Annotated in this window: 21 protein-coding genes, 1 tRNA gene and 1 pseudogene; 11 read left to right on the top strand and 12 right to left on the bottom strand. The window is 63.2% G+C overall.

Features of this window, described 5'->3' with window-relative positions; all coding sequences use genetic code 11:
- Window positions 1-46: 46 nt before the first annotated feature.
- Both miaA and infC read left to right on the top strand, forming a co-directional pair.
- The gene (miaA, locus tag SynA1544_RS00450) at window positions 47-946 is read left to right on the top strand and encodes a tRNA (adenosine(37)-N6)-dimethylallyltransferase MiaA (RefSeq protein ID WP_186514432.1); all 900 of its coding nucleotides are present in this window, start codon (window positions 47-49) and stop codon (window positions 944-946) included.
- A gap of 57 nt (window positions 947-1,003) precedes the next feature.
- Entirely contained in the window at window positions 1,004-1,657 is a 654-nt protein-coding gene (gene infC, locus SynA1544_RS00445) for a translation initiation factor IF-3 (protein ID WP_186514431.1), read from the top strand.
- Here infC and SynA1544_RS00440 read toward each other — a convergent pair.
- Window positions 1,654-2,481, bottom strand: a complete 828-nt coding sequence (locus tag SynA1544_RS00440) for a dienelactone hydrolase family protein (protein ID WP_186514430.1) — start codon at window positions 2,479-2,481, stop codon at window positions 1,654-1,656. The genes infC and SynA1544_RS00440 overlap by 4 nt on opposite strands.
- Window positions 2,482-2,500: 19 nt before the next feature.
- On the opposite strand from SynA1544_RS00440, the gene SynA1544_RS00435 reads away from it, so the two are divergent.
- Window positions 2,501-3,502, top strand: coding sequence for a GntR family transcriptional regulator (locus SynA1544_RS00435; RefSeq protein ID WP_166015836.1), 1,002 nt, complete (start codon window positions 2,501-2,503; stop codon window positions 3,500-3,502).
- A 10-nt stretch (window positions 3,503-3,512) separates the two neighbouring features.
- Window positions 3,513-4,265, top strand: coding sequence for a serine O-acetyltransferase (gene cysE, locus SynA1544_RS00430; RefSeq protein ID WP_186514429.1), 753 nt, complete (start codon window positions 3,513-3,515; stop codon window positions 4,263-4,265).
- A 238-nt stretch (window positions 4,266-4,503) separates the two neighbouring features.
- Here the strand turns inward: cysE and SynA1544_RS00425 are convergent, their stop codons facing one another.
- The 4 genes from SynA1544_RS00425 to uvrB all read right to left on the bottom strand — a co-directional run bounded on the left by SynA1544_RS00425 (window position 4,504) and on the right by uvrB (window position 10,521).
- The gene (locus SynA1544_RS00425) at window positions 4,504-5,403 is read right to left on the bottom strand and encodes a glycosyltransferase family 2 protein (RefSeq protein WP_186514428.1); all 900 of its coding nucleotides are present in this window, start codon (window positions 5,401-5,403) and stop codon (window positions 4,504-4,506) included.
- A 20-nt stretch (window positions 5,404-5,423) separates the two neighbouring features.
- Window positions 5,424-8,240, bottom strand: a complete 2,817-nt coding sequence (secA, locus tag SynA1544_RS00420) for a preprotein translocase subunit SecA (protein ID WP_186514427.1) — start codon at window positions 8,238-8,240, stop codon at window positions 5,424-5,426.
- A 78-nt stretch (window positions 8,241-8,318) separates the two neighbouring features.
- Window positions 8,319-8,390 (bottom strand) — tRNA-Gly (locus SynA1544_RS00415).
- A 91-nt stretch (window positions 8,391-8,481) separates the two neighbouring features.
- Window positions 8,482-10,521 carry an excinuclease ABC subunit UvrB gene (gene uvrB / locus SynA1544_RS00410; RefSeq protein ID WP_186514426.1) on the bottom strand — a complete coding sequence of 680 codons (2,040 nt, stop codon included), beginning with the start codon at window positions 10,519-10,521 and terminating at the stop codon, window positions 8,482-8,484.
- 71 nt (window positions 10,522-10,592) lie between these two features.
- Between uvrB and SynA1544_RS00405 the strand changes: the two genes are divergently transcribed.
- The 3 genes and pseudogenes from SynA1544_RS00405 to SynA1544_RS00395 all read left to right on the top strand — a co-directional run bounded on the left by SynA1544_RS00405 (window position 10,593) and on the right by SynA1544_RS00395 (window position 15,356).
- A complete protein-coding gene (locus SynA1544_RS00405; RefSeq protein ID WP_186514425.1) occupies window positions 10,593-11,048 on the top strand; it encodes a GNAT family N-acetyltransferase in 456 nt (151 codons plus the stop codon).
- Between the two features lie 52 nt (window positions 11,049-11,100).
- Window positions 11,101-13,792: pseudogene (gene mutS, locus SynA1544_RS00400) on the top strand (DNA mismatch repair protein MutS).
- 61 nt (window positions 13,793-13,853) lie between these two features.
- Complete coding sequence (locus SynA1544_RS00395) at window positions 13,854-15,356, top strand: glycosyltransferase family 2 protein (protein WP_186514424.1); 1,503 nt, start codon at window positions 13,854-13,856, stop codon at window positions 15,354-15,356.
- Here SynA1544_RS00395 and ribH read toward each other — a convergent pair.
- The 3 genes from ribH to SynA1544_RS00380 all read right to left on the bottom strand — a co-directional run bounded on the left by ribH (window position 15,353) and on the right by SynA1544_RS00380 (window position 16,953).
- The gene (gene ribH / locus SynA1544_RS00390; RefSeq protein WP_186514423.1) at window positions 15,353-15,829 is read right to left on the bottom strand and encodes a 6,7-dimethyl-8-ribityllumazine synthase; all 477 of its coding nucleotides are present in this window, start codon (window positions 15,827-15,829) and stop codon (window positions 15,353-15,355) included. The genes SynA1544_RS00395 and ribH overlap by 4 nt on opposite strands.
- Before the next feature lie 63 nt (window positions 15,830-15,892).
- Window positions 15,893-16,081: a photosystem II reaction center protein PsbZ gene (gene psbZ, locus SynA1544_RS00385; protein ID WP_006850156.1), complete on the bottom strand. Its 189-nt coding sequence runs from the start codon at window positions 16,079-16,081 to the stop codon at window positions 15,893-15,895.
- A gap of 113 nt (window positions 16,082-16,194) precedes the next feature.
- Window positions 16,195-16,953, bottom strand: coding sequence for a DUF561 domain-containing protein (locus SynA1544_RS00380; protein WP_186514422.1), 759 nt, complete (start codon window positions 16,951-16,953; stop codon window positions 16,195-16,197).
- Window positions 16,954-16,988: 35 nt separating this feature from the next.
- Between SynA1544_RS00380 and tilS the strand changes: the two genes are divergently transcribed.
- Window positions 16,989-17,993, top strand: coding sequence for a tRNA lysidine(34) synthetase TilS (gene tilS, locus SynA1544_RS00375; RefSeq protein WP_255477667.1), 1,005 nt, complete (start codon window positions 16,989-16,991; stop codon window positions 17,991-17,993).
- Here tilS and SynA1544_RS00370 read toward each other — a convergent pair.
- Window positions 17,941-18,588 carry a precorrin-8X methylmutase gene (locus tag SynA1544_RS00370; RefSeq protein ID WP_186514421.1) on the bottom strand — a complete coding sequence of 216 codons (648 nt, stop codon included), beginning with the start codon at window positions 18,586-18,588 and terminating at the stop codon, window positions 17,941-17,943. The two genes, tilS and SynA1544_RS00370, sit on opposite strands and share 53 nt — an antisense overlap.
- Window positions 18,589-18,597: 9 nt before the next feature.
- Between SynA1544_RS00370 and holA the strand changes: the two genes are divergently transcribed.
- The 3 genes from holA to SynA1544_RS00355 are packed head-to-tail and all read left to right on the top strand — an operon-like array spanning window position 18,598 to window position 22,228.
- On the top strand, window positions 18,598-19,563 hold the full coding sequence (holA, locus tag SynA1544_RS00365) for a DNA polymerase III subunit delta (protein ID WP_186514420.1): 966 nt from the start codon (window positions 18,598-18,600) through the stop codon (window positions 19,561-19,563).
- A gap of 47 nt (window positions 19,564-19,610) precedes the next feature.
- Window positions 19,611-21,416: an aspartate kinase gene (locus tag SynA1544_RS00360; protein WP_186514419.1), complete on the top strand. Its 1,806-nt coding sequence runs from the start codon at window positions 19,611-19,613 to the stop codon at window positions 21,414-21,416.
- A gap of 32 nt (window positions 21,417-21,448) precedes the next feature.
- Complete coding sequence (locus SynA1544_RS00355) at window positions 21,449-22,228, top strand: hypothetical protein (protein ID WP_186514418.1); 780 nt, start codon at window positions 21,449-21,451, stop codon at window positions 22,226-22,228.
- Here SynA1544_RS00355 and SynA1544_RS00350 read toward each other — a convergent pair.
- Genes SynA1544_RS00350 through SynA1544_RS00340 form a run of 3 tightly spaced genes read right to left on the bottom strand, consistent with a single transcriptional unit; the run spans window position 22,214 to window position 26,236 of the window.
- A complete protein-coding gene (locus SynA1544_RS00350; protein WP_186514417.1) occupies window positions 22,214-24,253 on the bottom strand; it encodes a ribonuclease J in 2,040 nt (679 codons plus the stop codon). The two genes, SynA1544_RS00355 and SynA1544_RS00350, sit on opposite strands and share 15 nt — an antisense overlap.
- A 52-nt stretch (window positions 24,254-24,305) precedes the next feature.
- On the bottom strand, window positions 24,306-25,214 hold the full coding sequence (gene dapA / locus SynA1544_RS00345) for a 4-hydroxy-tetrahydrodipicolinate synthase (protein WP_186514416.1): 909 nt from the start codon (window positions 25,212-25,214) through the stop codon (window positions 24,306-24,308).
- Entirely contained in the window at window positions 25,214-26,236 is a 1,023-nt protein-coding gene (locus tag SynA1544_RS00340; protein ID WP_186514415.1) for an aspartate-semialdehyde dehydrogenase, read from the bottom strand. The genes dapA and SynA1544_RS00340 overlap by 1 nt, the downstream gene beginning before the upstream one ends.
- Between the last annotated feature and the right edge of the window lie 47 nt (window positions 26,237-26,283).

The following is a 26,283-nucleotide window of genomic DNA, read 5'->3' as shown; positions in this document are numbered from 1 at the left end:
GGCCTCTGAGCGCCCATTTCAAGCCGGGCTGCACCCCCTCACCCTTTTGAACAGCTCCCACCCCCTGGTGATCACCCTGCTCGGGCCCACCGCCAGCGGCAAGACCGCCCTAGCGCTGGAGATCGCTGAACGGCTGGATCTACCGGTGATCAATGTGGATTCGCGCCAGCTCTACAGCGAGATGGATCTGGGCACCGCCAAGCCGACGGCGGAGCAGCAGGCGCGGGTGCCGCACCATCTCCTGAATCTGCGCAGGCCGGATCAGCCGATCACCCTGCAGGAGTTCCAGGCGGAGGCCAATCCCTGCATCAACCGTGAGCTCGAGCAGCGCGGCATGGCCCTGCTGGTGGGCGGCAGTGGCCTCTATCTCAAGGCACTCACCAGCGGCCTGCAGCCTCCGGCCGTGCCCCCCCAACCGCAACTACGCCAACAGCTGACGGCCCTGGGCCAAAGCATCTGCCACCCCCTGCTGCAGGCTGCCGACCCCGAGGCCGCCGCCAGGATCGCCCCGGCCGATGCCGTGCGCACCCAGCGCGCCCTGGAGGTGCTCTATGCCTCCGGGCAACCGATGAGCCAGCAAGCCACGGCCACGCCTCCGCCCTGGCGGGTGCTGGAACTGGGCCTCAATCCCGCCACCCTGCGCCAGCGCATCCAACAACGCACCGAGCAGCTCTACCGCGACGGGCTGGTGGAGGAGACCCGGCGCCTGAGCGAGCGCTATGGCGCCGATCTGCCACTGCTGCAAACCATCGGCTACGGCGAAGCGCTGCAGGTGATTGCCGGCAACCTGACCCCAGCAGAAGCAGTGCGAATCACCTGCCAACGCACCCGCCAGTTCGCCAAACGCCAACGCACCTGGTTCCGGCGTCAGCACAACCCCCGTTGGCTGCCCGACCCGGCAACCCTGACGGATGCGATGACGTTGATCGAGCAACATCTAAGGTGAACGATGCAGACGTTGTATTCACGGAAGTTGTCTGCCCCTGTCCCCGTCACCGCCTGAATGCCCCCACGTCCCCGTTTTGACCGTCGTGCCCCGGTTCGGGAGCTGCCCAACATCAACGACCGGATCAATTACCCCCAGTTGCGGGTGGTCGACTCAGACGGCGCTCAGCTGGGCGTGATCAGCCGCGAAGAAGCCCTTGATGTGGCCCGCGACCGGGAACTGGATCTGGTGCTGGTGAGTGAGAAGGCCGACCCTCCGGTCTGCCGGATCATGGACTACGGCAAGTTCAAGTTCGAGCAGGAAAAGAAAGCCAAGGAAGCCAAGAAGAAGTCGCACCAGACCGAAGTCAAGGAGGTCAAGATGCGGTACAAGATCGACCAGCACGACTACGACGTGCGGATCGGCCAGGCCCAGCGCTTCCTGAAGGCCGGCGACAAGGTGAAGTGCACTGTGATCTTCCGCGGCCGCGAGATTCAGCACACCGCACTGGCAGAAACCCTGCTGCGGCGGATGGCCAAAGACCTGGAGGAAAAGGCCGAGATCCAGCAGGCACCCAAGCGAGAGGGTCGCAACATGATCATGTTCCTCACGCCGCGCAAAACGCCGCTGGCGAAAAAAGAGGAGAAGGAGCAGACCGCCAGCAAGGCCGTGCGCACCATCCCCGCACCACCCAGGCCCACCGCAGCCAAGGTGGCCAGCCCTCAGGGCTAACCCACAGGGTCATCACCCAGCAGCAACCGCCATCCCTGGGCTGAAGCCTGGGGATCGAAAGAGCTGCGGGCTTCACACATGAAGCCGTGGTCGGCACCAGCACACTCCACAACGCGCAAGCGTTGCCCAGCGGGATCGACCTTGCTCAGGGCGGCCCCCATAACTTCGCGATCCTCGGCAGGGATCAGGGGATCAGCCGTGCCGAACACACAGGTGAGCCGCGCCTGGATCTCAGGCAGCAGGGCCAGGGAGGGTTCACCACCTCCAGGCCGCATCCGGTTCACACCGGCGCCGTAAAAATCAAAGGCCGCCGCCACCCCCGGCAAGCTGGCCGCCAGGAAGGCGGCATGCCCCCCGAAGCAGAACCCCACCACATGGATGGCCGCTTTCGGGTGTCGCTCCCGCAGCCAGCTGAGCGCTGCGGCGACGTCGCCGAGGATCTGATCGGCGGTGGTGGCGTCCTTGTGGCGCCGGCCTTGGGCCAGATCGGACGGTTCATAGGCCAACTCCAAATCGGGTGCCGTGCGGGCAAACAAAGGCAACGCCAGAGCCGGATATCCCTCAGCGGCCAGGCGATCGGCCACGCTGCACACCCAGGCATTCACCCCAAACACCTCCGGAAGCACGATATAGACACGATTTGTTAACGAGTTTGACTCAGTGTCGTTCACACGAGCAAATGGCTCCGCCCACCAACAGCGCAAAGGCACATCACGATTGGCGAACTGAACCCAGCGCGATGACGGGGAGTTGGGAATTGTCACAGGTCCACAGGACACAGAACCAATTGTCACCAAGCAATTCGCTCCGTATGGTGGCCGCATTCCGACCTGTCCCACCGGCGTGCGATTCCATATCCAACAGGAAAGCGACATTCCGGCATCGACGCAGCTTTACAACCAGATCTGCTTCGCCATCGCAGCGCGGCATTACCCGCCGGGGCATCGGCTCCCAAGCACCCGCCAGCTGGCGATGCAAACGGGATTGCACCGCAACACGATCAGCAAGGTGTACCGCCAGCTGGAAACCGATGGCGTGGTGGAAGCGATGGCCGGCTCCGGCATCTACGTGCGCGACCAGCAAAAACCAAGGGAAATCAAGACACCGCCGCACATCCGCAATCGGGGCGTCACCGACCTCGACCGGGAAGTGCGTAAATGCGTGGATGGCCTGCTGAATGCGGGCTGCACCCTGCAGCAGACCCGAGAGCTGCTGACCCGCGAGATCGACTGGCGCCTGCGTTGCGGCGCCCGCGTGCTGGTCAGCACGCCGCGGGAAGACATCGGCGCCTCGATGCTGATCGCCGAAGAACTGGAACCCTGCCTCGATGTGCCGGTCGAAGTGGTGCCGATGGAGGAGTTGGAGAGCGTGCTGGAGAACTCCAGCAACGGCACGGTGGTGACCAGCCGCTACTTCCTCCAACCGGTGGAGGAGCTCGCCAAGAAGCACAGCGTTCGGGCCGTGGCCGTTGACCTCAACGACTTCCGCCAGGAGCTGGCCATGCTCAAGGAGCTGCGGCCTGGCAGCTGTGTGGGCCTGGTGAGCATCAGCCCCGGCATCCTGCGGGCTGCGGAAGTGATTCTCCACTCGATGCGCGGCAACGAGTTGCTGCTGATGACCGCCACTCCCGATGTAGGAAGCCGCCTGTTGGCGCTGCTGCGGGCCTCCAGCCACGTGCTCTGCGATCGGCCCAGCCTGCCCCTGGTGGAGCAGAGCCTGCGCCAGAACCGTTCCCAGCTGATGCGCATGCCCCAGGTGCATTGCGCCGAGAGTTACCTCAGCACCGATACGATCGATCTGCTCCGCAAGGAGATTGGCCTGCAGACCCCAGCGGCCGCCAGCTGACCCCCCTGCGATGTTTGATCACATCCGTGCCGACCTCGCGATCATCCGCGAGCGCGACCCGGCTGCCCGTGGCTGGCTGGAGATTGTGTGCTGCTACCCCGGCTTCCAGGCCATCAGCCTGCACCGCATCAGCCATCGCCTCTGGACTTGCCGATTACCCCTAAAGCTGGCGGCCCGCTGCCTCAGTCAAATCAGTCGCACCCTCACCGGCATCGAAATTCACCCCGGTGCACGCATCGGCCACAGCGTGTTCATTGACCACGGCATGGGGGTGGTGATCGGCGAAACCGCCGAAATCGGCAACCGTTGCCTGCTGTACCAGGGGGTCACTCTGGGGGGCACCGGCAAGGAGCACGGCAAACGCCACCCCACCCTTGCTGAAAACGTGGTGGTGGGAGCAGGCGCCAAAGTTCTGGGAGCCATCACGATCGGGACCAACACGCGAATCGGCGCTGGCTCCGTGGTGGTGCGCAACGTGGAGAGCGACTGCACCGTTGTGGGCATCCCAGGCCGGGTGATCCACCAGAGCGGCGTGCGAATCAACCCCCTGGCCCACTCCGCTCTGCCGGACGCCGAGGCCAACGTGATCCGCAACCTGATGGAACGGATCGACCACCTTGAGAACACGGTGACGAACCTCAAGCGCTGCCTGCAAGAAGTTGCGGCAGGGCGACAGTTGCTTGATGAATGCGCTGGCGAAGCTCAGAATCTCAAAGACCGGGAAATCTTGGAGTTCCTCGGCGAGACCTCCAGCGAGGGTTGACCAAGATCTGAAATTGATTGAACGGCAAATCTTCAACTTTAATCAGCGCAACAAAAATTGCTTTTCAAAAGCAATGAACCCAATTGCGAATAAAGCAAATCAAAGCGGTAACACCAACATCAGCATTAACGCATTCAAAAACAGGCATTCTCAACGCCGCACTCTACAAACCACAAGGAGCATTGACTGCATTGATTATTGACCTCAAAAAATCAAAAAATCCAGCAAATACATAAGACTAGTTGCAACTCAGCCACCGAGAGATTCGACATTTGAACCAAAACCAACGGTGCTTCATCCGCAAAGACTTCACAGAATCGAAAAGTTGTGCATCTTCAAAAATGCTGCCTTTTTTCAGACCTTCAGCAACGGCCTCGGGAGTTGTCTGCAAGCCACGCCAGAATTCCCGAAGACCATCATGACGCAAGATCTGGCGTTGCCGACGCCAGGCGTCACCCCAAGACTTGGGAAGAGCTTTGTTGCGCTGGTAAGCAGCACCACCCAGACGGATTTTTGATTGATAGGAGGAAAAACGCCTGTACGGAAAGTGCAAGATAGAGACCTGATCACTGAACTCAAGCGAACCCTGATGACCAAAAATCTCATGATTGCCTTGATCAACAGTCACATCAGCAAAGGCACGGTGCAAGCACTTAGGAGGCAAGGGACGATTGAGTGCATTGACACTTTCACGCCAGAAGAAACGACTTTTCGAAGGGTGGGCCAAGCCATCACTATGACGTCCACTCTCTGGAAGAACAGCGTTAAAACGCTGCACTAACAACCCAGCTATGCCTGGAGCAACAGAATCCAAAAAGGATGGCGCATCTCCACCAGGGAACAGCCAGAACTCATCGGCATCATTGTTGATGACCCAATCAGCGCCATGATCTAGATACGCAGAGCGAGCCATTGCAGTCACCCACTGCGCTTGGTCATACGTATCAGCCGTTTGCTTGATATAAGTGATTGGCACAAAACGAGCCAATCGCCGCAGGATTTCAGGAGTAGCATCCGTAGACAGATTATCCATCACCAGGAAAGATGAAACCCCCTGAGAGTGGTGAAACAGGATGTTCTCAGCAATAACATCCTCCTCGTTACGAACGAGAAGAGTCATCACCACACGGATAGGCATTCAGATCACACCAATCTCAATCACGTTGCCCCTGACTGCTGTGGTGCAGCTGGCTGAAACATGAACATCGAATAGATCACATTTCGGCGCATGTTGGTCATCATCTCCAAGAACATGTCATAACCCTCGTTCTTGTATTCAATGAGAGGATCCTTCTGTCCATAGCCACGCAGGCCCACGGATTCACGAAGGGCATCCATCGCCTGCAGGTGCTCCCGCCAAAGGGTATCGATCTGCTGCAGGATGAAGAAACGCTCAGCTTCACGCATCAGTCCTGGACGCTGCTGCTCGATCTGACCTTCTTTGAGGTCATAAGCATTGCGCAGTTGCTCCTGCAGGAAGGCCTTGAGTTCCTCCATCCCGAGACCTTGAACCTGATCAGGAGTGAGATCTTCCAACAGATAGATGAACTCCTTCACCTTGGCGACAAGCTGTTCCAGATCCCATTCCTCGGGCGGCAGATCGGGATTCACATAGGCCTCAACGATCTCACCCATGGTGCGTTCGCCGTAACCGATCACTTGCTTCTTCAGAGCACGGCCATCCAGAACCCGGCGGCGTTCGGAATACACCGCACGCCGCTGGTTGTTCATCACCTCGTCGTACTCGAACACCTGCTTGCGGATGTCGTAGTAATAGGTTTCGACCTTCTTCTGGGCCCCCTCCAGCGAGCGGGTGAGCATGCCGGACTCAATCGGCATGTCTTCCTCCACGCGGAAAGCATTCATCAGACCGGCAACGCGGTCACCCCCGAAGATCCGCAGCAGGTTGTCTCCCAACGAGAGGAAAAAACGGGTGGAGCCAGGGTCGCCCTGGCGGCCAGCCCGGCCACGCAGCTGGTTATCCACCCGGCGCGATTCATGGCGTTCCGTGCCGATCACATGCAGGCCGCCGGCCTCCCGCACCCGGGCTTCCTCCTGCTTCACCACCGCGTCGTATTCCCCCTTCACTCGGGCAATCGCCTCGCGCAACGCCTGGATCTGGGGATCTTCCGTGGGGGCTTTCTCCGCAGCGGTGGCGATGCGCTCCTCCAGCTCAATGACCGTGAGGGCACGGTCGCCCCATGCTTTCACGAGATCACGGGCCAACTGACCAAGGGCCTGATCGGTGTCGTCGGTGAGCAGGCAGGGATAGAGGCTCTCGCCGCTGCGGGGCTGTGCTGAGGCAGCAGCATCGGCAAACCCGCCCGGAGCACTGCGCTGCAAAGGCACCGGCGGCTTGTGATCCTCCTCCGGCTTCACCAAACGGCCCAGCAGCACCTCCCGCAACTTCAAGCGGGCCATGTAGTCGCTGTTGCCGCCAAGGATGATGTCGGTGCCACGGCCCGCCATGTTGGTGGCGATGGTCACGGCGCCAGCCCGACCGGCCTGGGCCACGATCTCCGATTCGCGCTCCACGTTCTCCGGCTTGGCATTGAGCAGGTTGTGGGGGATCTCCTGCTCCGCCAGCAGCGAACTCAGCAGTTCGCTTTTCTCCACCGAGGTGGTGCCCACCAGAACCGGCCGGCCGTTCTTGTGGATCTCAGCTGTTTCGTTGGCCACAGCCCGCCATTTGGCAGCCTCGGTTTTGTACACCTGATCGGCCCAGTCCTGACGCGCCCGGACGCGGTTGGTGGGAACGATTGTGGTTTCGAGTTTGTAGGTCTTCTCGAATTCGACCTCTTCCGTTTTTGCCGTGCCGGTCATGCCGGCCAAGCGCGGATAGAGCAGGAAGAAGTTCTGATAGGTGATCGAGGCGAGAGTCTGTGTTTCCGGTTGGATCGGCAGGGCCTCCTTGGCCTCGATGGCTTGGTGCTGGCCGTCACTCCAACGGCGACCCGGCATCACCCGACCGGTGAACTCATCCACAATCACCGCTTCGCCGTCGCGAACGATGTAGTTCACATCCTTGACGAACAGCTCCTTGGCCTTGAGGGCGTTGGTGATGTAGTGAGCCCAGGGGTCCTGAGGGTTGAACAGATCCGCCACCCCAAGCATCTGCTCGGCTTTGGCGAAGCCTTCATCGGTGAGGGTGCAGCTGCGCTGCTTTTCATCGACCTCGTAATCCCCTTCAGGGTCGATGCCGTCTTTGCCCAACTCAGCGGCACGAGCCAGGGCATTGGCCACCTCGGCCGCCTGCTGGTACTTCTCCTGAGGTCGTTCCACCTGACCAGAAATGATCAGAGGCGTGCGGGCTTCATCGATCAGGATCGAATCCACCTCGTCGATCACGCAGTACTGAAACTCCCGCTGCACCACCTCCGAGATGTCGGCGGCCATGTTGTCGCGCAGATAATCGAAGCCCAGCTCCGAGTTGGTGGCATAGGTGATGTCGCAGTTGTAGTTGCGCCGGCGTTCCTCGGGGCGCATGTCCTGCTGGATCAGGCCCACGGATAAACCGAGGAAGCGATGCACCTGGCCCATCCACTCGGCATCACGGCGGGCCAGGTAATCGTTCACCGTCACAACGTGAACGCCACGACCAGTAAGGGCGTTGAGATAGCTCGGAAGAGTGGCAACAAGTGTTTTGCCTTCGCCAGTTTTCATCTCGGCGATCTGACCTTCATGCAGCACCATGCCGCCAATCAGCTGGACATCGAAATGACGCATGCCCAACACCCGCTTGCCGGCTTCACGAACAACAGCGAAGGCCTCAGGCAGGATCTCATCGAGGATCGGCCGCTGGTTCGCCAGACTGCCGGCATTGGCCAAACGCTCCTGGAAGGCAGCGGTTTTGCCACGCAACTCATCGTCGGAGAGCGGAGCGATCTCCTCTTCAAGCAGCTGAATATCCGAAACGATCGGCTGGTAACGCTTCAGCTTGCGGGCATTGGGATCACCCAGCAGGAGCTTGAGCATGGAAAGCGGCAACCGAATCGGGTGCAGCCTAATGGAGGCTCACTCGCAAAAGGCCCTTCTGGACTGGGTTCTGAATCAAGCGGATGAAGAGATTCGAACTCTCGACCCTCTCCTTGGCAAGGAGATGCTCTACCACTGAGCTACATCCGCAGGTGTCGACGCGGGCGTGTCCCTGACGACTTGGAGACTCTGCCTTACGGAGGGACCAATGGTCAATTGCCAAGGGTTCCCACCGTGAATTTCAACGGGAGCCGGCCATCTTCTGACGCAGCTGCTTCACCCGATCCCGCAGGTTGGCGGCTTCCTCAAAGTCGAGCTTCTTGGCCGCGTCCTTCATCTTGGCTTCGAGCTGATCGATCAACTCCGGCAGCGCCTCCAGCGCCAAGCCGGTATCGGGATCGTTCTCCAGGGCCTTAGCGGCCTTGCCTACTACCTCCACCAGATCCGCGTCCGGGCCGTCTTGCTTCAGCTTGCGGCTCAACTCCAGGAAGCTGAGGATCGAGTTGCTGGCCTTCTTGCCCGCCGCCGTAGGCACCACCCCGTGCTTCTCGTTGTAGGTCTGCTGAATCGCCCGGCGTCGTTCGGTCTCGGAGATGGCCTTGGCCATCGAGTCGGTCATGTTGTCGGCATAGAGCAGCGCCACCCCCTCCACGTGGCGGGCGGCCCGGCCAATGGTCTGGATCAGGGAGCGCTCAGCCCGCAGGAAGCCTTCTTTGTCGGCATCGAGGATCGCCACCAGGCTCACCTCCGGCAGGTCGAGGCCCTCCCGCAGCAGGTTCACCCCCACCAGCACGTCGTATTCCCCCAGGCGCAGATCCTGGATGATCTCGATCCGCTCGATCGAATGGATCTCCGAGTGGAGGTAGCGCACCCGCACCTCGTTCTCTGCCAGGTAATCGGTGAGGTCTTCCGCCATCCGCTTGGTGAGCGTGGTGACCAGCACCCGCTGGTTCTTGGCTGCCCGGTCACGGATTTCCCCCAGCAGATCGTCCACTTGGCCCGTGGTGGGCCGCACCTCCACCACCGGATCGAGCACCCCGGTGGGGCGAATCACCTGCTCAGCCACCTCCCCGCCGCTCACCTCCATCTCCCAATCCCCCGGGGTGGCGGAGACGAACACTGTTTGCCGCGCCTTCTCCCAGAACTCGGCCCCCTTCAACGGCCGGTTGTCCGCTGCGCTGGGCAGGCGGAAGCCGTGCTCGATCAGCACCTTCTTACGGGCTTGGTCACCGTTGTACATCGCCTGCAGCTGCGAACAGGTGACGTGGCTCTCGTCCACGATCAACAGCCAGTCGTCCGGGAAATAGTCAATCAGGCACTCCGGCGGCGTGCCCTCTTCGCGGCCGGCCAGATGGCGGGCGTAGTTCTCGACCCCATTGCAGTAGCCCACCTGGCCCAACATCTCCAGGTCGTACTTGGTGCGCTGCTCCAGCCTCTGGGCCTCCAGCAACTTGCCTTCGCCGTTGAGCACATCCAGCCGCTCCCGCAGCTCCGAGCGGATAGCGCTGATGGCGGAATCCAGCCGGTCTTTCGGGGTGACGAAGTGCTTGGCCGGGTAGATGTTCACCGCATCCATGCTCTGCAGGATCTCGCCGGTGGTGGGATCGACGTAGCGGATCGCCTCCACCTCGTCGCCGAACAGCTCGATCCGCACCAACCGATCCTCGTAGGCGGGGCCGATCTCCAGCACATCTCCCTTCATCCGGAAACGGCCGCGGGCGATTTCGGTGTCGTTGCGGCTGTACTGGTTGTTCACCAACTCCCGCAGCTGGCTGCGGATGTTGAGGGTCTCGCCCACCTCGAACTTCACCGCCGCCTTGAGGTATTCACTCGGAATCCCCAGGCCGTAAATGCAGCTGATCGAGGCCACCACGATCACGTCGCGCCGTTCAAACAGCGAGCGCGTCGCCGAGTGACGCAGCATGTCGATCTCCTCGTTGATCGACGCCGTCTTGGCGATGTAGGTGTCGCTGACCGGTACGTAGGCCTCCGGTTGGTAGTAGTCGTAATAGGAAATGAAGTACTCAACGGCGTTCTCCGGGAAGAACTCCCGCAGCTCGTTGCAGAGCTGGGCCGCCAGGGTTTTGTTGTGGGCCAGCACCAGCGCAGGCCGGCCGGTCTGGGCGATCACGTTGGCCATCGTGAACGTCTTGCCCGTGCCCGTCGCCCCCAGCAGCGTCTGATAGCGCTCGCCGCTGTTCACCCCTGCCACCAGCTGCTTGATCGCCGTCGGCTGATCACCCTTCGGCGAATACGGAGCCGTGAGGTCGTAGGCGGGCATGGGTGCGGGGCCAGACGGCGGCCGTCAATTATCGCCGGGGAGCAAGATGAAGTGCTGCGGCTCCCCAACCCGTGACCCCGATCCGGCTGGTTCACCATGCCCCCGGTGCCCCCGGCCTGCGTTGGCTGGGCCTCGGGCCGGATCTGCGCCCCAGTCGGGCCCTGCTCAAGCTGCAACGGCTGTTCGATCGCCACGCCTTCTGGGCCCGCGGCCGCAGCTTTGATCAGCTGCGGAGGTTGCTGGCCGGTAGCGATGCCGTGGTGAGCCTCTGGCGCGGCAAGCGGCTGGTGGGCTTCGGCCGGGCCACCTCCGATGGCTTCAGCCGAGCCGTGCTCTGGGACATCGTGGTGGCCGGCGATCTGCAGGGCCACGGCCTCGGCCGCCGGGTGATCGAAGAACTGCTGCACACCCCGCCGGTGGTGGGCGTGGAACGGGTGTATCTGATGACCACCAAGAGTGCCGGCTTCTACCGGCAACTGGGCTTCCAGGATGCGAACCCCCAGCAGCTGATGGTGCTACGCCGCTGAGGCATCTCATTCCGGTCAGGCCCGGTACGATCCGGATCCGTCAGATCAGCCGATGCCCCGGTCCGCGTCCCAGTCCCCTGACGACGCCCTGCAGGGCAATTTGTTCGGGGCGCCTGAGTCGGCCGCACCGACTTCGCCCAGCAGCGAACCGGAGGCCGCCAGCCACGATCTCAGCGACGACGAGCTTGGAGCCGATGCCGCCGCCCGGCCCCGAAGGCGCCAGGCCACAGCAAGCGAGGCCAGCAGCGAAGCCCAGGCTGCAAACGATTCAGAACCCAGCAGCGACGAACCGGCCTGGGCCCACCACAGCCTGCTGGATCCCCTGCAGCTCACACCGATGCTGCGCCACTACGTGGAGCTGAAAGGAGCCCATCCCGAACGGGTGCTGCTCTACCGCCTGGGCGACTTCTTCGAGTGCTTCTTCGAAGACGCGATCGAACTCTCCCGGGTTCTCGAGCTCACCCTCACCGGCAAGGAGGGCGGTAAGGCCATCGGCCGGGTGCCGATGGCGGGCATCCCTCACCATGCCGCCGAGCGCTACTGCGCCGAACTGATCAAGCAGGGCTACAGCGTGGCCCTCTGTGATCAACTCGAAACCACCCCCACCAAAGGTGCCCTGCTCAAGCGAGACATCACCCGGGTGCTGACCCCCGGCACCGTGTTGGAGGAGGGCATGCTCAGCGCCCGTCGCAACAACTGGCTGGCGGCAGTGGTGGTGGAGCCGGCCCAGGGGAAACAACCGCTGCGCTGGGGCCTGGCCAGCGCCGATGTGAGCACCGGCGAGGTGCAGGTGATGCAGCGGGAGGAGAGCAGCGCCCTGCACCAGCAGCTGGCCCAGCAGGAGGCGTCCGAACTGCTCTGGGCCGCGGCCTACGACGCCGACCGGCCGGCCTGGTGCCCGGATCGGTTGCGGCTGACGGCGATGGCCAGCACCCCCTTCAGCCCAGTGGAGGCGGAGCGCACCCTGCTGCAGCACTACGGCCTCAGCAGCCTCGATGGCCTACCCCCTGGCCCTGCAGGCCCTCGGCGGCCTGCTGCGCTACCTGCAGGAGACGCAGCCCCTGGAAGAGGACAGCCGCATCCCCCTGGAGGTGCCAACGATCGTGCACCGAGGCGATGCCCTGGTGCTGGATGCCCAGACCCGCCGCAACCTCGAGCTCACCGCCACCCAGCGCGACAACCAGTTGCAGGGGTCGTTGCTCTGGGCGATCGATCGCACCCTCACCGCCATGGGCGGCCGTTGCCTGCGCCGCTGGTTGGAAGCACCCTTGATGGACCAGCAGGCGATTGAGCAGCGCCAGGATCTGGTCAGCAACCTGGTGGATGAACGCAGCCTGAGGCTGGCCATCCGCCAGCTGCTGCGGCCGATGGGCGACCTGGAACGGCTGGCCGGCCGGGCCGGCGCGGGCCATGCCGGTGCCCGTGATCTGGTGGCCATCGCCGATGGATTGGAACGGTTGCCCCAGCTCACCGCCCGGCTGGACTCTGCGATCAGCGCAGGGCCGGAGTGGTTGCAGCAGTTGCTCAGCCCCGATCCAGCCCTGGCGGAGCTGGCCCAAACGATTCGCCACAAGCTGGTGGAGGCCCCACCGCTCTCCCTCTCCGAGGGCGACCTGATCCATGACGGCGTCGATCCGCTGCTGGATGGGCTGCGCAACCAGCTGGACGATCAGGACGCCTGGCTCAGCCACCAGGAGCAGCAGGAACGCCAACGCAGCAGCATCAGCACCCTGAAACTGCAGCACCACCGCACCTTCGGCTATTTCCTAGCGGTGAGCAAAGCCAAGGCCACCACCGTGCCGAGCCACTGGATCCGGCGCCAGACCCTGGCCAACGAGGAACGCTTCATCACCCCTGATCTCAAGGAGCGAGAGGGCCGCATCTTCCAGCTGCGGGCCCGGGCTTGCCAGCGGGAATACGAGCTGTTCTGCCAGCTGCGCGAGCAGGTGGGGGCCATGGCCGCCCCGATCCGCCAGGCGGCCCGCGCCGTTGCTGGCCTCGATGCCCTCACCGGCCTGGCCGATGTGGCCGCCAGCGGTGGCTATTGCGCACCAACCATCACCGACGGCCGGGGGTTACGGCTGGAGGCCAGCCGCCATCCGGTGGTGGAGCAACGGCTGGTGGAAACCTCCTTCACCCCCAATGATGTGCATCTCGGTGAGGGCACCGATCTGGTGGTGCTCACAGGCCCCAACGCCAGTGGCAAGAGCTGCTACTTACGCCAGATCGGCCTGATCCAGTTGATGGCTCAGATCGGCAGCTGGGTGCCGGCCCGATCCGCCACCGTCGGCATCGCCGATCGGATCTTCACCCGGGTGGGTGCCGTGGATGATCTGGCCGCCGGCCAGTCCACCTTCATGGTGGAGATGGCCGAAACCGCCAACATCCTTCACCACGCCAGCGATCGTTCCCTGGTGCTGCTCGATGAGATCGGGCGGGGCACCGCCACCTTCGATGGCCTCTCGATCGCGTGGGCCGTGAGCGAGCACCTGGCCGGCGACCTGGGCAGCCGCACGGTGTTCGCGACCCATTATCACGAGCTCAACAACCTGGCCTCGGAACGCGACAACGTGGCCAACTTCCAGGTGCTGGTAGAGGAAACCGGTGAGGATCTGGTCTTCCTCCACCAGGTACAGGCCGGCGGCGCCAGCCGCAGCTACGGCATCGAAGCGGCAAGACTCGCCGGCGTGCCTAAGCCCGTGGTGCAGCGGGCCCGCCAGGTGCTGGATCAATTGGCGGCCTGATCACTGTCTTGGTCGTTGCCACACAGCGGGGCTTTAATTGCTACTTCTACATCGATGCCGCGTGAAGGCAGACCAAGACTTCAGCGTGCAGATCGATTCCGCAGTAGCGAACTACCGCAGCAACCCACAGCGACTGCGTCGGCTTACCCGTCAACTCCGCCATCCCGACACCCGTCAACTCTGCCGGAAGTGCGCCGAGCAGCTGCTCGAACTTGAGCCTAAATCAATTGAGGCCATTTCCTCGTTGATCTTCAGCTACACCGGCAAAAAATCCAGGACACAACTGCTGCGCACGACCCTGGATTACGCCCACCAGCGTGCTGAAGGAGATCCCAAGCTGCTGGACAAGATTCTCACCAACGTAGACAACAGACTGAATGACGAAGAGCGCAGCGCTTTCGATGAGCTTCTACGGAATTACGCCAATGAAGCCAAACAGATTTCACGGCGAAAGGCGATCAATCTAGAAGCCCAAAAACGGCTCTTGAAACGCTCCGACATCGAAGCGAACAGCTGCGATGTGATCAGTGTCGCCTCCAACGAAGGGCCCTACATCGCCGAATTTATCCACCATTACATCTATCAGGGATTCACCAATCTGTTCATCGGCCTCAACAACGACTATTCCGGTGCCACCGGCCCGATCGTTGAGGCGATACGCGCGCACTTCCCCCAGGTTCACCTGATCAATACCGATCCAGAGCATCAACAGGACCAGCAAAGGGGCTCTTACACACGTCTCTACGAGGTGGCATCACGCACCAGCACCTCGTCCCATTGCATGGTTGTGGATGTGGATGAATCGTGGGTCGCCTATCCCTTCTCCACAACTATCCGGGAGTTTCTGTCCGCCCATTCAAAAGCAGATGTGATCTCATCCAATTGGCTGCATTGCCATGGCGCCAACCTCTTCGACAACTGCCTGGACCTGTCGAACACCCACTTGAGACTCACTGATCAATTCAAAAGTTTGTTTCGCTATGGCATTGCTGTCACCGACCTGGGTGCTCACGTGCCCTGGGTGCTTGGCGAGCCTGAGATCCTGCATATGAGCAGCGACGGAATAAACGTCAACAGCACAGCCGTAAACGGGCTTCGGCGGCTCAGGAAACGTGGTGTCAAGGCTTCTATCAATACAACTAATACCAGCTGGGTGATTCACCGGCACACCCGCTCAGAATTGGAGTACGCCTCCAAGTTGCTACACCCGGATGTGAACAAACAGGAGATCCCGTTTAAGCCCAATCGCATGGGCTACCTGCTGCCGAAGGAAAGCCTGGAGTCACGCCAGTTGGCGAGCAACCTCTTCGGGCCCAGCCGTCAGCCACCACAGGCCTACCGCGATTCGCTTCAGGCGTTCATTGAGCGCTGCGGCATTCACGATCTGATCAGAGCCGCCCGAGCCGAAATTGGCGAAGACCCCATCAACAAGCGGATCAAGACGATGCATCCCGATGACATCAGCAACAACCGCAGCATCTGGACACGCACCTTTCGCGGCACCCGTTTTCTGAAACTTCTGGAGCAACGCAGCAGTACAAGCGCCCCTTCGAAGAAGGCCTAGGGCAGGGCCTTCATCAGGCTTCCCATCTCCAGAGCTTCCAGGCCGTAGCTCCAGCCCAGGTTGCTCTTGATGCCAGCCCGCTCCAGCGCCTGCTGCATCGTGTCGGTGGTCAACACACCGAAGATCACAGGCACGGACGTATCGCGCGCCACCGCTGCAACGCCCTTGCTGGCCTCCGCCACCACCACATCGAAATGGGGCGTATCGCCGCGGATCACCGCCCCAAGGGTGATCAGCACCTGGTACTGACCGGAGCGGGCCATCTGCTGGGCCACGATCGGAAGTTCGAACGAACCCGGCACCCAGGCCACATCCAGCTGGGAGCTGGTCTCCGACACATCCACGCCGTGGCGCTTGAGACAGTCAAGACAGCCGCTCAGCAGCTTGGCGGTGACCAGATCGTTGAAACGGGCCACGACGATGCCAACACGCAGCTCAGCTGCGTCAGAAAAACGTCCTTCAAACGTGGCCATTGGGAAGGTGCCGACTGAATCTCAGCCATCGTGGCACCCGCCAGGTTCTGCCTGAGGCTGAGCTCAGACGACGAAGAAGCTCACACCCCAGTTGAGCAGCACCAGGGCCACCCACACAGCACTGCCCAGCAAGATCAAACGGTTGGAGCGGCCGCTGTCTTCGCTGGAGGCGTACAGCACCGGCACAGCAACGATCAAAGCGAAGGACGCCACCACCAGGGCCAGAACGGTCAGCGTGTTGATGAACTGCATGGAACTGGAAGTCAGGGGTCGATTTTCACACGAGAGCTGTTGCTCCCGCGAGCGAGCGGAGCACTCTTCACACCATGAAGGGGAAGAGGCCTCCGCTCAGCGGAGATTCAGGTTCAGACGCGGGTCGTGACAGCGCTGCCGAGGGCATCACGCAGACCACGAACAACGGCCACCATCGCCAGCTCATCCTGCAGGCGGTTCACGGCTGAACCGACGCCCACGCCGGCCGCACCGGCAGCGATGGCCATCGGCAGAGTCACCGCCGACAGACCCGAAGCACAGAGAACGGGCACATCGACGACGCGGCTGATGCTGTGGGCCGCCGCCAGGGTGGGGGCAGCCTTCTCGATCAGGCCCAGGTGCCCAGCACTGAAGGGCTTGGCACTGGTGCCGCCCTCGGTCTGGATCAGGTCTGCACCGGCAGCCACCAGATCGATGGCCAGCTGCTCCTGCTCATCCATCGGCAAAACGTGGGGCACAGTGACGCTCAACACAACGTTGGGCAGCAGTTGGCGGGTGCGGCGGGTGAGCTCCAGCACTTCAGCCGCATCAAAGATCCGGCCCTGGGGATAGAAGGCGTCGTAGTTGCCGATCTCCACCATCAGCGCACCGGCTTCCACCGCCGCGGGGAACTGCTCAGGCTCCACCGACGACACGCACACGGGCACGCCACCGGAGGCCTCGATCGCCAGACGCACCAGGGCGGGGTCGCAGGCCACGTCGATCAGATCAGCACCGCCACGCCCAGCGGCACTGGCGACCCGCTCCACACTGGCGGCATCGAAATTCATCAGGCCAGCGATCAGCTTGAGCGCAGAGCGCTGCTCAAGGCTGCGCTGCAGAGAAACGGGCAGCTGCTGAAGACGGGTCATGGGGGACTGGACAGCGATGCCCTGATTCTCACACCGTGGGGGAAACGCACCCCTTCTTTTTGGGCTGGACGTCCTGGCATGACCGCCTGCACCGGCGCCTGCTGATGCAGCCGCAGCTACTGCCCCAGGGCTGCACCCTGCTGCTGGCGGTGTCCGGCGGACAGGACTCCATGGCCCTGCTGGCGTTGCTGCAGGACCTGGCGCCCTTGCATGGCTGGGGCCTGAACCTGTGGCACGGCGATCACGGCTGGCACGACAACTCCAGCCGAATCGCCTCGGAATTGAGCAGCTGGTGCCAGCAGCGGCATCTCTCCCTGCAAGTGGACCAGGCAGCGCCGGGAGAGGTGCCCAGCGAAGCCAAAGCCCGGCAATGGCGTTACGAACGGCTGGCCCAACGGGGCCGACAAACGGGCGCCGATGTGGTGACGGGCCACACCGCCAGCGACCGGGCCGAAACGATGCTGCTGCAGCTGGCCCGCGGCAGCGACCTGGCGGGCCTGGCGGCCCTGCCCAGCGTCCGCCCCCTCAGCCCGGAAGGCCCCCGGCTGCGCCGGCCGCTGCTGCACCTGCAGCGCCACGACACCCTCCAGATCTGCCGGGACCTGGCCCTGCCGACCTGGGAGGACCCCAGCAACCAATCCCCCGAATTCGCCCGCAACCGAATTCGCCATGAGGTGCTGCCCGTGCTCGAGGAACTGCATCCGGGCTGCAGTCAGCGGATCAGCGATCTGGCCGAACGGGTGTCCCAGGTGCGGGACAGTCAGACGGAACTCAGCCGGATGGCGCTGGAGCTTCTGCAAACCGCTGCCGGCCTGGACCGCCGCGGCCTGGGGGCGTTGAACTCAGCCACCCGCCGGCTGCTGCTGGCGCAGTGGCTGCAGCAGCAGGGGGTGCCAGCCCTGCCGGCCAGCCAACTGGACGAGCTCAGCCGGCGACTTGAAAGCGGTGCCCCCGGCGGTGCAGCCGATCTTGCCGGGGGCTGGCAACTCAGCTGGAAGGGGGGGGAGCTGGTGCTGCAGCAGCGCGAAGCAGAGCGTTAACCGCCGCGGCCACCAGACCCGCCCCACCCCTGCTGCTCTCCAAACGGATCTGCGCCAGGCCACTGGCCGCCAGATGCTTCTTGCTTTCCGCCACCCCCACAAAACCCACCGGCATGCCGATCACCAGGCTGGGGGTTGGAGCACCGGCGGCCACCTGCTGCAACAGCACCTCAAGGGCAGTGGGCGCACTGCCGATCAGCACCACCGGAGCCGGTGACGCCAGTGCGAGCGCGCGCCAGGCCTCTTCCATGCCTGTCGCCGTGCGCGTTGAACCCGCCGGCGCCACCTCAGGTGCCCACTCCAGCACCGTGTGCACGGCAGTGCCGAGGGTGCGTTGGGCCATCGGGGCCACCGCCGCCGCCGCCATCGCAGTGTCCGTCAGGATCGGCGCCCCCTGCTTCAGCGCTGCCAAACCCTGCTCACAGGCCCCCTCGCTGAACCGCAGCAGTGTTCTCAACGAGAGATCGCCGCTGCTGTGCACCAGCCGTTCCAGCACCTGCTGTTGCAGCAGCGGCAGGCCCGTGTCCCCCAGTGCCGCCCGGATCCGCCGGATGCTTTCGGTGAAGATCGGGTGGTCTTGGGCCATCCACGCCATCATCAACCCATGCCGATCCATCTGCTCTGGGGTGATGACGCCGCTGCGCGGGACCGGGCCATCGATGCCCTGATCAGCCAGGTTGTCGATCCCAGCTGGAGCAGCCTCAACCTCAGCCGCCTGGATGGGGTCGATGCAGGTCAGGCCCTGCAGGCCCTCGAGGAGGCCCGCACCCCTCCCTTCGCCACGGGCGAACGGCTGGTGCTGCTGCAGCGCAGTCCGTTCTGCAATGGCTGCCCCAGTGAGCTGGCTGACCGGTTTGAGGCCGCCCTTGAGCTCATCCCCGACAGCAGCCACCTGGTGCTGGTGAACCCAGCCAAACCCGATGGTCGCCTGCGCACCACGAAAACCCTGCAGAAGCGGATCAAAAACGGGCTCGATCACGAACAGAGCTTCCCGCTGCCGGCCGCCTGGGATGGCAACGGCCAACGCCAGCTGGTGCAACGCACCGCCGAAGCCCTGGGCCTGAAGGTTGAGCCGGATGCCATCGATGCCCTGGTGGAGGCCATCGGCACCGACAGCGCCCGACTGGAATCGGAACTGCGCAAGCTGTCCCTGCGGAGCACCAGCATTTCCGCTGCACGGGTGCAGGAGCTGGTGGGGGGACGCTCCACCAACGCCCTGGCCGTGGGCGATACCCTGCTGGAGGGCAACCCCGGCGAAGCGATCGCCCGCTGGGATGCCCTGATCGAAGCCGGAGAACCAGCCCTGCGCATCGTGGCCACCCTCACCGGTCAGATCCGCGGCTGGCTCTGGGTGAGCCTGCTGGAACAGCAGGGGGAACGGGATGTGGCAGTGATCGCCAAGGCCGCTGGGATCGGCAACCCCAAACGCATCTACGTGATGCGCAAGCAGCTGCAGGGCCGCCCGCCCAAGCGCTTTCTCTCGCTGCTCGGCCGCTTACTGGAGGTGGAGGCACGGCTGAAACGCGGCGCCCAGCCGGGCGATGCCTTCCGCGACGGCCTGCTGGGCTGATCGCTGCCCGCCAGGTGAGAAAATCCAGCGTTGCTGAAGCCCGGTCCATGGCCCTCCTGGTGCAGAAATTCGGGGGCACCTCCGTCGGCAGCGTGGAACGCATCAAAGCGGTGGCTGATCGGATCGGACGTTGCCGTGAGGAGGGGCACGACGTGGTTGTGGTGGTCTCCGCCATGGGCCACACCACCGATGAATTGACGGGTCTGGCCAACGCCATCACCTCCGCCCCCACCCAGCGGGAGATGGACATGCTGCTGGCCAGTGGCGAACAGGTGTCGATCGCCTTGCTGGCGATGGCCTTGAACGCCCAGGGGGTCAGTGCGACGTCGATGACCGGTCCACAGGTGGGCATCGCCACGGAATCCACCCATGGCCGGGCACGGATCCTCGGGATTCGCACCGACCGAATCCGCAACCGCCTCACGGCTGGCCAGGTGGTGGTGGTTGCTGGTTTCCAGGGCACCAGCACCAGCAGCGATGGCCTCAACGAAATCACCACCCTCGGGCGCGGAGGCTCCGACACCTCCGCTGTCGCCCTTGCGGCGGCCCTGGGTGCCGATGCCTGCGAGATCTACACCGACGTTCCGGGTGTGCTCAGCACCGATCCGCGCAAGGTCTCCGATGCCCAGCTGATGGAGACGATCAGCTGCGACGAAATGCTGGAACTCGCCAGCCTTGGCGCCTCCGTGCTGCATCCCAGGGCCGTTGAGATCGCCCGCAACTACGGCGTGAACCTTGTAGTGCGCTCCAGTTGGAGCGATGCCACCGGCACCCGGATCACCAGCCGTTCAGCCCGTCCGATCAGCAGTAGTGGCCTGGAGCTCGGCAGTCCTGTGGATGGGATGGAGGAAGTGGACGGACAGGCCGTGGTCGCCCTCTCCCACATTCCCGATCAGCCTGGGATTGCCGCACGCCTGTTTGAAACCCTCTCGGAAGGGGGAATCAATGTGGACCTGATCATTCAGGCCACCCATGAGGGCAACAGCAACGACATCACCTTCACGGTGGCCGAAGCGGATCTCGAGCTGGCCCGCGCTGTAAGCCAGACGGTTCTGGATCAACTGGGCGGCGATCTGGCGTCCGAAGCAGGGCTGACGAAGCTCAGCATCAGCGGGGCCGGAATCATGGGGCGCCCTGGCATTGCCGCCGGCCTGTTCAACTGCCTTTGTCAGCAGGGCATCAACCTGCGCCTGATCGCCACCAGTGAGGTGAAGGTGAGCTGCGTGATCGACTCCGGCGCCGGCAACAAGGCGGTTCAAGCCGTGCAGGAAGCCTTCGACCTGGAGGACTCGCAAATCCGCATCAATCCCACCGACAACGGCAGCGGCGAACCGGAAGTGCGCGGCGTCGCCCTCGACCGCGACCAGGTGCAACTGAGTGTTCGCCACGTGCCCGATCGACCCGGCACCGCAGCGGCGCTGTGTTCAGCCCTGGCGGACAACAGCATCAGCCTCGATGCGATCGTTCAATCGGAACGGCAACACAGCGACGGATCGCGGGACATCACCTTCATCCTGCGCAAGGACGACCGTGCCCGCGCCGATGTGGCCCTGGCACCCCTGCTGGCCCAGTGGCCCGGCGCAGCTCTCGAGGATGGTGAGGCCATTGCCCGGGTGAGTGCTGTGGGAGCGGGGATGCCGGCAACGCCCGGCACAGCGGGGCGCATGTTCCGTGCGCTGGCGGATGCAGGCATCAACATCGGCCTGATCGCCACCAGCGAAATCAGGACCAGCTGTGTGGTGGCCGAAGAAGCCGGCGTTCAGGCACTCCAGGTCGTGCACGCCGGATTCGGACTGGGAGGTGAAGAGCGTCACACCGCCCAAGGCACCGCATCACCGCACGACCCCGACTAACGGTCTACAACTGGGGGACTGGCCCCCAACGCGTGGACGCCGATTTCGAGCAGCACTACCAAGCCGCGGAACGGGCCTATGGACTCGGGGACTACGCCGAGGCCCACGCCCTCGCTTCAGCGTTGTGGGATCAACTCCAAAGCGCATCCAACGACCACGAGCCCAGCCTGGTCTTGGGCTGGCGAGCGGTGGTGTCGTTGCTGCTGGGTCACATCCAGCTGCATGGGCTCCAGCAACCGGAGCAAGCCGCCATCTCCTACGAACGGGTGCTGCAGGGTGACGTGGACGCGACCATCGCAGCACTGGCGGAACAAGGGCTGCTTCGCTGCCGATCAAAAAACATCGCCAGCGAAGCAGGGTCGACGCCCGCAACCACTGGCACCATCCCAGACCTGCTGAAGGATCCCTTCCTGAACACGGATTCCGATCAAGCCAGGCCAGCAGCGACTGATGTGGTCACCCCAATGCCGTGGTTGTCCAGTGATGAGGAACCCCGGGCCATGCCGACTCCGAATCCCTCTCCCACTGCTGCTCCTGTGCCGGATCCCGTCCCAAGCCCAGAGCCAACGGTCAACCCGGAAGCCAATGCAGACGTGGAGAAGCAGGGACCAGAACCCACTGCAGAAGAACCACCCCACGACACCGTCGAGCCAGCGTCCCAACCCCAGGAGCCTGCTGCCAAAGATCTCTTAGAGAACTCATGGCTCCGCGTTCAACTCCAGCCCGACATCAAAAACCCCACCGACTCCGGAGAGCCGATGGGGCTGATGAACAGGATCAAAGGGGTCTTCGTCCGATCAGCTGGCCGCTGAACGACGACGACGGGTGCGGCCTGCAGGCATCTCCGGCTCCGGGGAAGCAGGGGCTGCCTTTTCAGCCACCGGTTGAGGAGCCACTTTCTCCACCACTGCGGTTGCGGCCGCGGCACGCACGGGGGCTGGGGTTGCCGAGCCAGACCGGCCGTTGCCCTGGTTGTTCCGCACTGGAGCGGGAGTGCCACCGCCACCGCCGTTGCGACGGCCATAGGGAGAGCCACCGCCACGGCCAGCGCGACCGCGAGGAGCCGGACGGTCATCGGGCTCAGCATCGGCACGGCCCTTGTAGACCGGTGTGCCGCCAGGGGCCGGCTGCACCAGACAGAGGATCAGCGGCTCCACCTGCAGTTCACGGCGCATCCGGCGGCCAAGGCCCACCTCCACTTCACGCTGCACACCCATCCAGTCCACCTCCGGTGCCTTGCCACCTGTGTTGCGGCAGAGCTGCTTCCAGCGGTTTTCAAGCACCCACTTGATTTCGCGCTCCACCCACAACGACATCTTGCGGGCATCAGCTGTCGTGACCACACCCCGCAGGTTCACCCGCGGCGGAGCCACCATGGCGCCATCGGTGCTGATGGCAGCGAGGATCGTCACCACGCCGTCTTCCGCCAGCTGCTGGCGTTCCTTCAGCACCCGGGCATCAACGATGCCGTTGCGGGATTGATCCAGCAGCTCGATGCCCGCCTTCACGGCATTGCCTTTGCGGATCGAATCCGGGGTGAGCTCCACCACATCACCGTTGTCGATGATCAGAGTGTTGTCGACCGGAACCCCCATCGCATGGCCGGTGCGGGAGTGCTGCACCAGCATCCGGTGCTCACCGTGCACCGGCACGAAGAACTTGGGCCGGGTGAGGGCCAGCATCAGTTTCTGGTCTTCCTGGAAGCCATGGCCGGAAACATGGATACCTTCGCCCTTCCCGTAAACGACCTTGGCGCCAAGCATCATCAGCTTGTCGATGGTGTTGACCACGGAAATCGTGTTTCCTGGGATCGGGCTGGCCGAGAAGATGATCGTGTCGGTGGTCTTCACCTTCACCTGGGGATGCTCACCGCGAGAAATGCGGCTCAGGGCAGCCAGCGGCTCACCTTGGCTCCCGGTCATCAGCAGCAGGGTTTCGCGATCGGGCACATCGTTGATCTGCTTGATCGGCACAAACAGTTCATCCGGCGCGCGCATGTAGCCCAGTTCCCGCGCCTTGGCGATCACGTTGAGCATCGAGCGGCCCAGCAGCCCCACCTTGCGGCCGTTCTTCAGGGCCAGCTCCAGAATCATCGAGACGCGATGAATCGAGCTGGCGAAGGTGGTGACAATCACTCGCCCTTCGGCATTGGCGATGTGGCGATCCAGGTTGGGGAAGACTGAGCGCTCCGGCGGGCAGAAGCCAGGAACCTCGGAGTTGGTGGAATCGCTGAACAGACAGAGGACGCCCTTGTCACCGTGGTGAGCCAGGCGGGCCATGTCGAAGTTTTCGCCGTCGACCGGGGTGTGGTCGAACTTGAAGTCACCCGTGAAAATCACGGTCCCCACTGGTGTGGAGATGGCCAGCGAGAAGCTGTCGGCCATCGAGTGGGTGTTGCGGATGAACTCCACTGAGAAGTGCTGACCCACCTTCACCACATCGCGCGGACCGACGGTCTGCAGGGTGGTGCGATCGCGAACACCGGCCTCATCCATCTTGCCGGTGAGCATCGAGAGGGCCAGCCGCGGCCCGTAGATCACCGGAATGTTGAAGTGCTTGAGGTGATGGGCGATGCCACCGATGTGGTCTTCATGACCGTGGGTGACGATCATGCCGCGGATCCGCTTCTGGTTCTCGCGCAGAAAGCTGGTGTCGGGCAGCACCACATTCACCCCGTGCATGCCGTCGCTGGGGAAGGCCAGACCGGCATCCACCAGCATCAGGTCATCGCCGTACTCGAACACACAGGTGTTCTTGCCGATCTCGTGGAGACCACCCAGGGGAATCACCCGAAGGCAGGGCTCCTGACCCTTGCTGGATCGCGCGTTGTTGGCCATGGAAAACGATGTGTAAAAGAACGGGTTGCGTGAGCCGATAAGCCGGACCGGGCTAGGTCTGACGGAGGGCGGCCATGGCGGTGGAGAGCGAACGTTTCATGTCGTCAGAGAGGGGGCTCAGGGGCGGACGGGGCGCACCGACAGACCAGCCATTGAGTTCCAGGGCAGCCTTGACGGGAATCGGATTGGTGGTGGCGAACAGGGCCTTGAACAGGGGAATCAACGCGTCGTGCAGGGCGAGTGCGGAGGCACCATCGCCGTTCAGATAGGCCTCGATCATGGCGCGGATCTCAGGGCCCGCCACATGGCTGCCCACACTCACGACGCCCACGGCACCCACCGCAAGCATCGGCAGGGTGAGGCCGTCGTCACCGCTGTAAATCGCCAACTGCGGACCGCAAGCCAGCCGCAAGGCCGTGACCTCTTCCGTGGTGCCGCTGGCGGCCTTGAAACTCACCACATTGGGGCAGTCCATCAGCCGGGCCACCGTGGCCGGGGCGATGCTGCAGCCGGTGCGGCCGGGGATGTTGTAGAGCATCAACGGCAGCTCAGGTGCCGCTTCAGCGATGGCCCGGAAATGGGCCTCCAGACCCTCCTGGGGAGGCTTGTTGTAATAGGGCACCACAACAAGAGCGCCATCGGCGCCGGCCGCCGCCGCTTCCCTGGTGGCCTCCACCGCTTCCGCTGTGGAATTGCTGCCCGTACCAGCCAACACCTTGGCGTCACTGCCCACGGCATCACGAACGGCCTGCAGCAGTTGCAACTGCTCGTTCCAGCTGAGGGTCGGCGATTCACCGGTGGTGCCGCACACCAGCAATCCATCGGATCCCTGATCCACGAGGTGCCGGGCCAGGTTTGCGGCAACGCTGAGATCCACAGCACCGCTGGCATCAAAGGGGGTCACCATCGCGGTGACCACACGGCCGAAGGGAGTTGGCGAGAGGGTGGCGGCCTGGGTCATCACTTCTGAATCAAGAGTTCAGCGATCTGAACAGCATTCAGCGCCGCTCCTTTGCGGATCTGGTCCCCACACAGCCAGAGCTCCAGAGCATTGGCATCACTGATGTCCTGACGGATCCGGCCGATCGCCACCGGGTCGCGACCGGTCACATCCGTCGGCATCGGGAAACGGTTCGCCGCCGGGTCGTCAATCAACTCCACACCAGGTGCAGCCGCGAGCAGCTCACGTGCCTCATCAACCGGGAAAGGGGACTCGAATTCGATGTTCACCGCTTCGGAATGGGCCCGCAGCACGGGCACCCGCACGCAGGTGGCGGTGAAGCGCAGATCCGGCAGACCCATGATCTTGCGGGTCTCGTTCACCATCTTCATCTCCTCCTCGCAATAGCTGTTGGCCTGCAGGGGAGAGTTGTGCAGAAAGAGGTTGAACGCCAGGGAGTAAGGCAGCACCTCACCTTTCGGAGTGCCGCCATCCAGCACCGTCTGCGAAAGGTTTTTCAGCTCCTCCATGGCCCGGGAACCTGCACCACTGGCGGATTGGTAGGTGCTCACCACCACCCGGCGCATCGCCCGCTTGGCCGCCAAAGGAGCCAAGGCCAGGGTGAGCAGGATCGTGGTGCAATTCGGATTGGCGATCACGCCCTTGTGGGCGAAGGCCGCATCGGGATTGACCTCGGGCACCACCAGCGGCACACCCTCCTCCATCCGGAAGGCACTGGAGTTATCCACCATCGCTGCACCGGCGGAGGTGATCGCCTCGCGCCACTGCTTGGAAACAGAACCACCGGCCGACGCCAACACCAGGTCGACCCCTTCAAAGGATTGGGCCGAAACCTCTTCCACCTTGAGGGTGCGGCCGTTCCAGGTTTGGGTCTGGCCAGCCGAACGGGCCGACGCCAGCAGCTTCAGATCGCCAACGGGAAAACGGCGCTCTTCAAGCAGCAGCAGCAGTTCCTGGCCAACAGCACCGCTGGCACCGAGAACTGCAACGTTGAGAGGGCGATTGGGAAGGGTCGAAGACAAGCGGTGAAGTGAACGATCTGAACGAAAACCCGTCGTTTCTCAAATCC

This window comes from Synechococcus sp. A15-44, assembly GCF_014280115.1.
In the GTDB taxonomy this organism is placed as follows: domain Bacteria; phylum Cyanobacteriota; class Cyanobacteriia; order PCC-6307; family Cyanobiaceae; genus Parasynechococcus.
The sequence above is the reverse complement of the archived record's forward strand: the minus strand, read 5'-3'. Positions and strand labels throughout refer to the sequence as shown.

What these genes read in the sequence shown, in the direction of transcription:
- dapA (WP_186514416.1), bottom strand. Translation starts at nt 25,214, where the DNA reads ATGACCCAGGCCGCCACCCTCTCGCCAACTCCCTTCGGCCGTGTGGTC.
- uvrB (WP_186514426.1), bottom strand. Translation starts at nt 10,521, where the DNA reads ATGCCCGCCTACGACCTCACGGCTCCGTATTCGCCGAAGGGTGATCAG.
- cysE (WP_186514429.1), top strand. Translation starts at nt 3,513, where the DNA reads ATGTTTGATCACATCCGTGCCGACCTCGCGATCATCCGCGAGCGCGAC.
- holA (WP_186514420.1), top strand. Translation starts at nt 18,598, where the DNA reads ATGCCGATCCATCTGCTCTGGGGTGATGACGCCGCTGCGCGGGACCGG.
- SynA1544_RS00380 (WP_186514422.1), bottom strand. Translation starts at nt 16,953, where the DNA reads ATGACCCGTCTTCAGCAGCTGCCCGTTTCTCTGCAGCGCAGCCTTGAG.
- infC (WP_186514431.1), top strand. Translation starts at nt 1,004, where the DNA reads ATGCCCCCACGTCCCCGTTTTGACCGTCGTGCCCCGGTTCGGGAGCTG.
- SynA1544_RS00350 (WP_186514417.1), bottom strand. Translation starts at nt 24,253, where the DNA reads ATGGCCAACAACGCGCGATCCAGCAAGGGTCAGGAGCCCTGCCTTCGG.
- SynA1544_RS00360 (WP_186514419.1), top strand. Translation starts at nt 19,611, where the DNA reads ATGGCCCTCCTGGTGCAGAAATTCGGGGGCACCTCCGTCGGCAGCGTG.
- SynA1544_RS00440 (WP_186514430.1), bottom strand. Translation starts at nt 2,481, where the DNA reads ATGCGGCCACCATACGGAGCGAATTGCTTGGTGACAATTGGTTCTGTG.
- psbZ (WP_006850156.1), bottom strand. Translation starts at nt 16,081, where the DNA reads ATGCAGTTCATCAACACGCTGACCGTTCTGGCCCTGGTGGTGGCGTCC.
- SynA1544_RS00425 (WP_186514428.1), bottom strand. Translation starts at nt 5,403, where the DNA reads ATGCCTATCCGTGTGGTGATGACTCTTCTCGTTCGTAACGAGGAGGAT.
- SynA1544_RS00370 (WP_186514421.1), bottom strand. Translation starts at nt 18,588, where the DNA reads ATGGCGTGGATGGCCCAAGACCACCCGATCTTCACCGAAAGCATCCGG.
- secA (WP_186514427.1), bottom strand. Translation starts at nt 8,240, where the DNA reads ATGCTCAAGCTCCTGCTGGGTGATCCCAATGCCCGCAAGCTGAAGCGT.
- ribH (WP_186514423.1), bottom strand. Translation starts at nt 15,829, where the DNA reads ATGGCCACGTTTGAAGGACGTTTTTCTGACGCAGCTGAGCTGCGTGTT.